We start from the raw sequence: 9,664 nt of genomic DNA, 5'->3' as shown, positions 1-9,664 counted from the left end.
ATGGTGAGAGTGAGCCTTGATGGCTCCATCCAGCTTCCGCTTATTGGAACCCTGCACGTACAGGGATTGACCATCGCGGAGGCCCAAAAGCTGATTGCAGATACCCTGATCGCGGCAGGCATGTACCGCAACCCACAGGTGACATTACAGATCACTGAGTCACCCAATCAGGTGGCGACCGTCGTGGGAGAGGTCCATGGCATGATTCCGATCGTAGGCCAGAGCCGGCTGCTGGATGTGCTCACTACAGCGGGTGGACTTCCGCCAGCCGCGAGCCACACGATCACCATTCACCGTCTTGGCGTCGAGCAGCCGATCGTGGTCGATCTTGGCAATGATCCGATGACCAGCGAACGAAGGAATATCCCTGTCTTCGCTGGTGACACCATCATTGTTTCCCGCCTTGGAGTGGTTTACCTGCTCGGAGCCTTCAAGAATGTTGGCGCCATTCCGATTCAACAGAGCTCGCCGCTGACTCTCATCAAAGCCGCCACCCTGGCCGGTGGCCCCGGATTTGAAGGAAAGAAGGATGACCTTCGCCTGATTCGAACGATTGGAAATAATCGCACTGTGGTTCATGTGGATATCGATCGCGTGATCAAGGGCAAGGATCCTGACCCCGTGCTCCAGGCTGATGACATCATCTTTCTCCCCAGTTCGGCTATGAAGAGCGCGATCAAGTCGGGAGGTCTTGCCACCGTGCTTGGCTTTGCATCGCTTCTCGTTGTCGCCACCCGATAACGGTTTCTCGAGAAAGGACTGACTGCCTATCTATGACGTCACGCGTCCAACGAAGCGACGGAAACAGGAATCGCGTCAGACTCGCTTATCTTGTCAGCCATCCTATTCAGTACCAGGCCCCTTTACTTCGGCGCATCGCCCAGGATCCGCAGATTGACCTCACAGTTCTCTATGGCTCGGATTTCTCGGTCAAAGGCTACACGGACGAAGGGTTTGGCGGCATAGGAGTGAAGTGGGATATTCCTCTCCTGGAGGGATATCGCCACGAGTTCCTGCCTGCCCTGCGGGATAATGCTACCGTCACTCCGACCACTCCGATGAACTACGGCATTGCCCGCAGGCTGCGGGGCTATCGTGGGGCACCCGCTTTCGATGCGTTATGGGTCCATGGCTATGCCAGCGTTAATTCTTTTCACGCCATGACAGCAGCGAAAGCGCTCGGGATTCCGGTGCTGATGCGCTCCGACTCCTGGCTGGGAGATCGTGACCGCAGCGTGGCTAAGCTTGCGGCCAAGAGGCTATTCTTCCACACGCTCTCTCACATGATCGACGGCGTTCTGACCATCGGTACGCTCAACGCCGATTACTGGCGTTACTACCTGGGGAAAGACTTCCCCCTGTTCCTGGCGCCTTATGCGGTCGATAATGAATACTTCCAGCACCAATGTGCAGAAGCTGCTCTTCGGCGCGACGACCTGCGCCGCGAGCTCGATCTCTCTCCCGACCGGCCCGTCATCCTCTTCGCTTCCAAGCTTCAGACCAGGAAACGTGCAGAGGATCTGGTAGAGGCCTACAAACGCCTTTCTCCAGCCCCCGGCCGCGAGCCACATCCGTACCTCGTCTTTGTAGGCGATGGCGAGCAACGGGAGACACTTGAGCGCGCGGCTCAACAGACCGGCTTCCAAAGCATCCGCTTTTGCGGCTTCAGGAATCAGTCAGAACTTCCTCGGTTTTTCGACCTGGCAACTGTGTTTGTCCTACCCTCCCGGCACGAACCATGGGGCCTCATCGTGAATGAGGTCATGAATGCGGGGCGGGCGGTGATTGTCTCCGATGAGGTGGGCTGCCAGCCCGATCTCATTACGGATGGAGTTGAAGGAGCAGTCTTTCATGCAGGGGATGTCGAAGGTCTCACCGATGCGCTGCGCAGGACACTCGCCACCCCTGATATAGCCGCTGAGATGGGCCGGCGAGGCCTGGAACGAATTAATCACTGGAGTTTTGCAGAAAATTTACATGGCCTGCGGCAAGCATTGGCCGCAGTGACAAAAAAAATCACCGCTTAACTTGGAAGGCCCTTGGGGGATAGGAAATGCGGATTCTGCACGTTATCGAAACGCTGAGCCCTGAAGCTGGGGGTCCCAGCCAGGCTATACGGATGATCCTCAGCTATCGCGACATCGGCTATTTCGGCGAGGTGGTCACGCTCGACGATCCTTCCGCCCCGTTTCTCAAAACCCTCGATTTTCCCGTCTATCCGATTGGTCCCGTATCTTCCGGCTATGCCTACTCGCCGAAGCTGATTCCCTGGATTCAGCAAAACTATCAGAGCTATGACGGCGTCATTGTCCATGGCCTTTGGCAGTATTGCGGACGAGCCACGCGACAGGCGCTGGCCGGGCGCATGCCATACATGGTCTTTACCCATGGCATGCTCGACCCATACTTCAAGCGGGCCTTCCCGCGGAAGCACCTGAAGAAGTGGCTCTATTGGGTGCCCTTTGAGTACTGGGTCCTGCGCGACGCTTATCGTGTGCTTTTCACCTCTCCGGCAGAGAAGGTTCTTGCCGAAGAAAGCTTCTGGATGCATCGATGGAAGCCGCATGTGGTGCCCTACGGTGTAAGCGGACCGCCTTCCACCGATCCGTCCATCCTGCGCGAGACCTTCTACGGGCAGTGCCCTGAAGTTCGCGGACGACGGTTCCTTCTCTACCTCGGGCGCATCCATCGCAAGAAGGGTTGCGACCTCCTGATGGAGGCCTTCGGCAAGGTCGCTCAGCAGGATCCCGGGCTCGATATCGTTATGGCCGGCCCCGATCAGCAGGGGTGGAGAGGCGAACTCGAGCAGATCGCCGCCGCTGCCGGCGTCGAGAATCGCATTCACTGGCCGGGCATGCTCACGGGGGACAGTAAGTGGGGTGCGTTTTATGCCTGCGAAGCTTTCGTCCTGCCATCGCATCAGGAAAACTTCGGGATCGCCGTAGCGGAAGCTCTGAGCTGCGGGAAACCTGTCCTGCTCTCGGACAAGGTCAACATCGCGGAGGATATTGCGAACGATGGCGCTGGTCTGATGGAACCCGATACATTGGAGGGTACGCTGCGGCTACTGGAGCGTTGGATCTCGACCGGGCCCGAAGAGCGCGCACTCATGGTGAGCCGCACCTTTGACTGCTTCCGTCGCCGCTATGATATGCGCGAAACCGCGAAGACCATCATCGGACTCTTCGAGTCTGCAAAGACCTCCAGGGCGCAATAGGATCAGGACGAATCGCTATGCCAAGACCGGTTCATTACAACGCGGCCGATCACATCGCTGCAGAGACAGCAGCCGATCCATATCAGCGGCCCGCTTTTCCGCTAAGCCAGCGCCTTCGCAGGCTGGTGTGGAATATCTGCTGGGCTCTTTTGTATCGGACCTCGCCGCGGCCGCTTCACGGGTGGCGTACCTTTCTGCTTCGTTCCTTTGGAGCGATCATGGGACCGAACTGCCACTTCTACCCGAAGTCGAAGGTGTGGGCTCCCTGGAATCTTGTCTGCGCCGATCAGGTGACAGCCGCCGACGGGGCCGAGATCTATAACCCTGCGCCGGTCAACTTCGGCTCTCACGCCATCCTCTCGCAGGACGCCTATGTCTGCGGAGCCACCCACGACTATGACGATCCAGCCTTTCCGTTGCTGGCATACGCGATGAGCTTTGGTGCCTACAGCTGGGTATGTGCACGGGCTTCGGTGGGGCCCGGCGTCAGCTTAGGCGAAGGCGCTGTCCTCGGTCTGGGTTCAGTAGCCACCAGGAATCTGGAGGCATGGACAATTTACGCCGGCGTCCCCGCAGTCAAACTGAAGGAGCGCCGGCGTCATGATGTTTCGGCCTCAGGTGCGGAAGGTCTGTAACTTCGGCACTCTTATCGTGAAAAGACCGGCTTAGCTGCGTAACTTGGCGAGCAGATCTGTAGGATGGACGGGCTTGGCCAGGATCTCGAATTCGTGGCCCTGCACCCGCGCCTTCTCCAGGAGGTCAGCCGTGGCCGCCTGACCCGAGAAGAGCAGTATCTTGCAATTTGGCAGGCGCTGACGCGTCACGATCGCTGCCTCGATTCCTGTCATTCCCGTCATAATGACGTCACTGATCAGCATATCGGGCTGGAAGGTGTCGAGGATCTCAACTGCCTTCTCTCCGCTGAACACGGCACGCGCCTCAAACCCTGACTGATTCAGAATGATCGCCAGTGTATTCGCAATCACCTGTTCGTCATCAGCGACGAGTACACGCGGTTTTGGTGTCGTGGACATAAAAAGTTATTTCCTCATTCGAATTATTCAACACAAATTGCAATGTGATCAGTTGGGTTTGCCTCTTTACTATGGACCCTAGATACTAATGATACGCTGAGCGCAGGGCCTGCGATACCGCTCTGCTTCCGTTTCTGTCACATCATTTTCATCTGAAAACCATACTCCTATGCAGCAGATCATCATTCGCGCAGAACAGGTAGAGAAATACTACGCACAGCCGAGCGAGAACCGGATTCAGGTCATCTCGCCCACGGACCTGTCGATCAGCGAAGGCGAGATTGTCGCTCTGCTGGGGCCCTCCGGCTCGGGTAAATCTACCCTGCTGCGGATGCTGACCGGACTTTCCACTCCGTCTGCCGGCCAGGTGTACTGGCATGAAAAGCCGGTCGCGGAGGCGGATGTGAACGTTGCCATCGTCTTCCAGAGCTTCGCGCTCTTTCCCTGGCTGACGGTCATAGAAAACGTCGAGGCACCTCTGAAGGCGCGAGGCATGGATGCGGCTGATAGGCGTAAGCGCGCCCTTAAGATGCTGGATACTGTCGGCCTGGACGGCTTCCAGACAGCATATCCGAAAGAACTCTCCGGCGGGATGCGGCAGCGCGTCGGGTTTGCACGAGCTCTGGTCGTCGAACCAGAGGTACTGTTTATGGACGAGCCATTCTCCGCTCTCGACGTCCTGACCGCCGAAAACCTTCGCAGTGAACTGTTGGAGTTGTGGCAGAACAAAACCATTCCGACTCGCGCCATCTTCATTGTGACGCACAATATTGAAGAAGCGGTGCTTCTGGCTGATCGGATTATTGTGCTGGGACGAAATCCGGGCCACGTCCGGACTGACTTCAAAGTAGCCCTGGCGCATCCGCGCGAACGCAAGGCAGCCGCGTTTACCCAGCTGGTCGACTACATCTACAAGGTTCTTACGCAGCCTGAGGCAAAGCCTCCGGCCCTTCCCCTCACAGCGGCTGGGCGGCCTGTGCGCGATCAGCGGCAGATGCACTACCAGATGCTTCCTCATGCGCGGCCGGGTGGAATCGCCGGCCTGCTCGAGATTCTGCTCGACCACAACGGCAAGGATGACATCTATCGGCTTGCTGACGATCTTGCCTTTGAGATCGACGATCTGCTGCCTATCGTCGACGCGGCGCAGCTTCTCGGATTTCTCAAGGTTACCGAGGGAGATGCCGTAATCACCGGGACTGGAGCAGAGTTCGCGAACTCCGAGATTCTTCGCCAGAAGGAGCTCTTTCGCATCGCAGCGGTGGAGAATGTGCTTCTGCTGCGCCAGATCGTTCGCGCGATCGATGCGAAGAGCGACAAAACCGTTCCCGAAGAGTTCTTTCACGACATGCTGGACGAGCAGTTCAGCGAGGATGAAACTCTTCGGCAGCTCGAGACGGCTATCAACTGGGGCCGCTATGCAGAGCTGTTCGATTTCGACGCCTCGCGCCGACGCTTTATCCAGCCCGAGCACGAGCGTGAACCCGCCGAAGCTTCGGAGATCGAGGCATGATCCAGCTACCGGACAGCTTCAGCTACTTCCGGGATCGTGAGACTCTGGCCCGCTCGCAGGTCCTGCGCCGGAGCTGGCCCTTTCTGCTCGATCTATGCGTCGCCGGAATCGGTCTCGCCTGCTTCTACGCCGTCGTCCAGCTCGCGCGTTACTGGTTCGGACACCCGATGCCGGAGATCGTCATCTCCCTCAGCCCGAGCGCGCTTCCGCGCTACGCCTTTTACTCCGTCGTTCGCATCTGGCTGGCTTACGCACTCAGTCTGATCTTCGCCATCGGCTATGGCTACACTGCCGCCTACAATCGTCGCGTCGAAGCCCTGATGATCGCCGGGCTCGACATCCTGCAGTCCATCCCGGTTCTGAGCTTCCTTCCGGGTGTGATGCTGGCGATGGTTGCACTCTTTCCGTCACGCCAGATCGGCGTGGAGATGGGAGCCATCATCCTCATCTTCACCGGCCAGGTCTGGAACATGGCCTTCAGCTTCTACTCCTCGCTCAAGAGCATCCCGCGCGAGCTTCGCGAGGCCGCCACCATCTACCGCTTCTCTCCCTGGCAGCGGCTGATTGAGCTTGAGCTGCCCTACGCCGCCATCGGTCTGGTCTGGAACTCCATGGTCTCCGTCGCCGGAGGATGGTTCTTCCTGATGGCCTGCGAGATGTTCGTGCTGGGTTCGCGCGACTTCCGCCTTCCGGGACTGGGCTCGTACCTGCAGACCGCCGCCAGCACCGGCAATGCCGAGGCGATCATCTGGGGTCTATTCACGATGATCGCCATCATCGTGGCCACTGACCAGCTTCTCTGGAGACCAGTGATCGCCTGGAGCGACAAGTTCAAATTCGAGCAGGTGGAGACCACCTCCCGCGTCCGCTCGCCTTTGCTCCACCTGTTTCAACACTCCCGTGGACTTCTCAATCTGCGCAACCACACCATCCAGCCACTCGCGGAGAGCATCTACCAGCGACTCGCGGAGAACCGCCGCCGTATCGCCGCGAACGCTGTGCCTCTTACCCAGGAAGCTCGAAAGAGACGCGACCGTTGGAACAACACGCTGCGCGCAGTCACCGTGATCGTTGCTGTAGGCGGCGTTCTGTATGCAGCGATCCACGCGCTTTCGCTGCTCCACGAAGTTCGCCGCTCGGAGTTCTTCGAGATCATGGTTGGCGCCTTCGCAACCTTCCTCAGAGTCAACACGGCGCTTCTCCTTGCCTCTGCCTGGACCATCCCTGCCGGGGTAGCGATCGGGTTCCACCCGCGGCTCGCGCGCATCGCCCAGCCGGTCGCGCAGATCGCCGCATCTGTCCCGGCTACGGCGTTGTTCCCTGTAGTACTGATCGCACTGGTCAGAATCGGAGGCGGTCTTGGCATCGGTTCCATTCTGCTGATGATGCTCGGAACACAGTGGTACATCCTGTTCAACGTCATCGCCGGTGCGATGGCGATTCCGACCGATCTGCGAGAGGTCGCGGCGCTCTTCAAGTTCACCACGGCGCAGCGCTGGAAGACCCTTATCCTGCCGGGGATCTTCCCTTACCTCATCACCGGTCTCGTGACCGCCTCAGGCGGTGCATGGAATGCGAGCATCATCGCCGAATACTTTCATCTGGAAAACCACACACTGGAGACGGTTGGACTGGGAGCCGTTATCAGCGCCGCAACCGACTCCGGCAAGTTTCAAATCCTTCTGCTTGCCACGATCGTGATGGCCGCAATGGTGGTCACGATCAATCGTCTCGTCTGGCGCCCACTCTACCGGCTCGCGGAGACTCGTTACAAGGTAGGCGCCTGACTTCCCTATCGCTGCTCGATCCGCCGCTGCCGAAGCGCAAAGACCACAGCCAATAAGGGCGGCGCCAGCAACACTCCCCAGAACGGAATCAGAATCCCGAGCACAATTGGTCCGAGAAAAGCCGCCCACCACGGAACCTTCGTCGTTCTGTGCAGCACGTAAGGTCCGATCACCAGACCTTCAAGGATTGCGATCAATCCGTACAGTCCCAGCACCAGCCCAAGCCGCCACCAGTCATCCGATCCCTCGAACGCAACCGACAGCACAGGGCCGATCAGCGCAATCATTCCGCCGAAGGTTGGAATGATCTGGAGCACAGCTCCAAGCAGCGCCCAGAAAGGTGCAAACGGAACCCGGATCAGCTCCAGTCCAACAAACCACAGCACACCGACGATCAGCGCATCCAGAGTGGCCGCCCGCCACCAGTTGACCAGCGCGCCGCCTGCGGTGCGAAAGGGAGACTGCGGTGTGCCCGGTGTCGTCATACCAACCCGATCATTCCTCTTCTGCATCAGACGCTTGAGAACCTCTAAGCTCCTCTAAAGAACTAACCTACGCAATACTGGGCCATCCTGTCAGGGGCTACCTCTGCCTTGCCACAATGACGCTTCGGTCACGACACGAAAGGAAGTACACATTCATGGCAGTTATGATGCAAGCCTTTTACTGGGACTGTCCTATTAAGGAAGAAAAAGAAGGTGAGTGGTGGAATCATCTTGCGGAAAAAGCTCCGGAGCTCGGCAAGGTGGGCTTCAACGCCTTCTGGCTGCCGCCCATATGTAAGGCTGCCGAAGCGCGATCTCCCGGATACGATCCCTACGACTACTTCGATCTCGGCGACTTCGACCAGAAGGGCAGCGTGAAAACCCTCTACGGAAATCGCGCGGAGCTCGAGAACTTGATCAAGATCCTGCGTCAGAACAATATCGGAGCCTACGCCGACATGGTCATCAACCACAACTCCGGCGCGGATGAGGAAGAGGTCAATCCGATCGACGGCGAGAAGCGGTGGACCAAGTTCAATCCGAAATCCGGACGTTTTCCACGTGACTGGAACTGCTTCCATCCCTCACGCTACGAGCGCGTGATGATCGAAGGCGAGAACTTCGCCGGCTTCCCTCATCTGTGCCACCGCAATCCGCGCGTCTACACTGCGATGTTCGAGTATGCACGAATGGTCATCGAGGAGCTGGACTTTGATGGCTTCCGTTTTGACTTTGCAAAGGGCTATGGCGCGTGGATAATCGGCCTGCTTGCAAAGTATCGTTACGAGCGTGACGGCAAGGAGTTCTCGCCATTCGTTGTTGGAGAGTACTGGTCGGGCCCCGACGACATCGGCGCCTGGATCGATGGCGTACGCTCCGTAACCGATAACCAGATCGCCGCCTTCGACTTTCCCCTTCGCTACAAGCTGAAGGATATGTGCGACACCCTTCAGTACGACCTCCGCAATCTGACCAATGAAGGCACAGTAGCCGCGTCACGCCCCTTCAATGCTGTCACCTTCGTGGATAACCACGACATGGGCGGCAACGAGATCGTCAACGATAAAAACCTCGCGTACTCCTTCATCCTGATGAACGAAGGCTATCCCTGTGTCTTCTGGTACGACTACTACAACCTTGGACTGGCGCGGCCCGGAACTCCGAATGGTATTGACGCCCTCATTGACGCGCATCACAGATATGCCGGCGGCGAGGCCATCATCCTGCATGCAGACCCGGACCTCTACATCCTGCAGCGTGGAGGATTCGAAGGAAAGGTCGGGTGCATCTACGTTCTGAACAACCTGGGTGACCAGTGGTCCGGAACCTCCGTCAAGACGCAGTGGCCCAATCAGAAGTTCAGACCTGTCGCATGGGACGGCCACGATATCGCTCATCCCGATGAACGGACCACCGATGGTCAAGGAAACGCCGAGTTCCCCGCTCCTCCGCGAGGATATGCGGTCTATGCTCCGATCTTCGAATAGACCGTGAACCGGGCCGCAATCAGAGATACATTCTGCTGGTTGCGGCCCTTTCCTTCCACCCCAAACTTCTCGTCAGACGAGAGAATCCTTCCCTTCACGACCCCGTGTTGCTACGCCCGTCCCGGTACACGTGCCGATGCT

9 protein-coding genes are annotated in these 9,664 nt (G+C 58.2%); 7 read left to right on the top strand and 2 right to left on the bottom strand.

The window, feature by feature from the left end; all coding sequences use genetic code 11:
* The 4 genes from JAO29_RS14130 to JAO29_RS14115 all read left to right on the top strand — a co-directional run.
* Positions 1-741: polysaccharide biosynthesis/export family protein (locus tag JAO29_RS14130; RefSeq protein ID WP_334268880.1), on the top strand; the 741-nt coding region annotated here is incomplete at its 5' end.
* A gap of 32 nt (positions 742-773) precedes the next feature.
* The gene (locus tag JAO29_RS14125; RefSeq protein WP_334268879.1) at positions 774-2,027 is read left to right on the top strand and encodes a glycosyltransferase family 4 protein; all 1,254 of its coding nucleotides are present in this window, start codon (positions 774-776) and stop codon (positions 2,025-2,027) included.
* A 26-nt stretch (positions 2,028-2,053) separates the two neighbouring features.
* Positions 2,054-3,217, top strand: a complete 1,164-nt coding sequence (locus JAO29_RS14120; protein ID WP_334268878.1) for a glycosyltransferase — start codon at positions 2,054-2,056, stop codon at positions 3,215-3,217.
* 17 nt (positions 3,218-3,234) lie between these two features.
* On the top strand, positions 3,235-3,852 hold the full coding sequence (locus JAO29_RS14115; protein WP_334268877.1) for a putative colanic acid biosynthesis acetyltransferase: 618 nt from the start codon (positions 3,235-3,237) through the stop codon (positions 3,850-3,852).
* Between the two features lie 30 nt (positions 3,853-3,882).
* Here the strand turns inward: JAO29_RS14115 and JAO29_RS14110 are convergent, their stop codons facing one another.
* A complete protein-coding gene (locus JAO29_RS14110) occupies positions 3,883-4,251 on the bottom strand; it encodes a response regulator (protein ID WP_334268876.1) in 369 nt (122 codons plus the stop codon).
* A 169-nt stretch (positions 4,252-4,420) separates the two neighbouring features.
* Here JAO29_RS14110 and JAO29_RS14105 point away from each other — a divergent pair, with 169 nt between their 5' ends.
* On the top strand, positions 4,421-5,764 hold the full coding sequence (locus JAO29_RS14105; RefSeq protein ID WP_334268875.1) for an ABC transporter ATP-binding protein: 1,344 nt from the start codon (positions 4,421-4,423) through the stop codon (positions 5,762-5,764).
* Positions 5,761-7,551, top strand: coding sequence for an ABC transporter permease (locus JAO29_RS14100; RefSeq protein ID WP_334268874.1), 1,791 nt, complete (start codon positions 5,761-5,763; stop codon positions 7,549-7,551). The genes JAO29_RS14105 and JAO29_RS14100 overlap by 4 nt, the downstream gene beginning before the upstream one ends.
* Positions 7,552-7,556: 5 nt before the next feature.
* Here the strand turns inward: JAO29_RS14100 and JAO29_RS14095 are convergent, their stop codons facing one another.
* Positions 7,557-8,036, bottom strand: coding sequence for an AI-2E family transporter (locus JAO29_RS14095; RefSeq protein ID WP_334268873.1), 480 nt, complete (start codon positions 8,034-8,036; stop codon positions 7,557-7,559).
* A 155-nt stretch (positions 8,037-8,191) separates the two neighbouring features.
* On the opposite strand from JAO29_RS14095, the gene JAO29_RS14090 reads away from it, so the two are divergent.
* Positions 8,192-9,523, top strand: coding sequence for an alpha-amylase family glycosyl hydrolase (locus JAO29_RS14090; protein WP_334268872.1), 1,332 nt, complete (start codon positions 8,192-8,194; stop codon positions 9,521-9,523).
* Positions 9,524-9,664 lie beyond the last annotated feature (141 nt).

Origin of the sequence: Edaphobacter sp. HDX4 (genome assembly GCF_036877565.1) — a bacterium.
Lineage (GTDB): Bacteria > Acidobacteriota > Terriglobia > Terriglobales > Acidobacteriaceae > Edaphobacter.
Note: the sequence above shows the minus strand (reverse complement) of the source record. Positions and strands in the feature narration are given on the sequence as shown.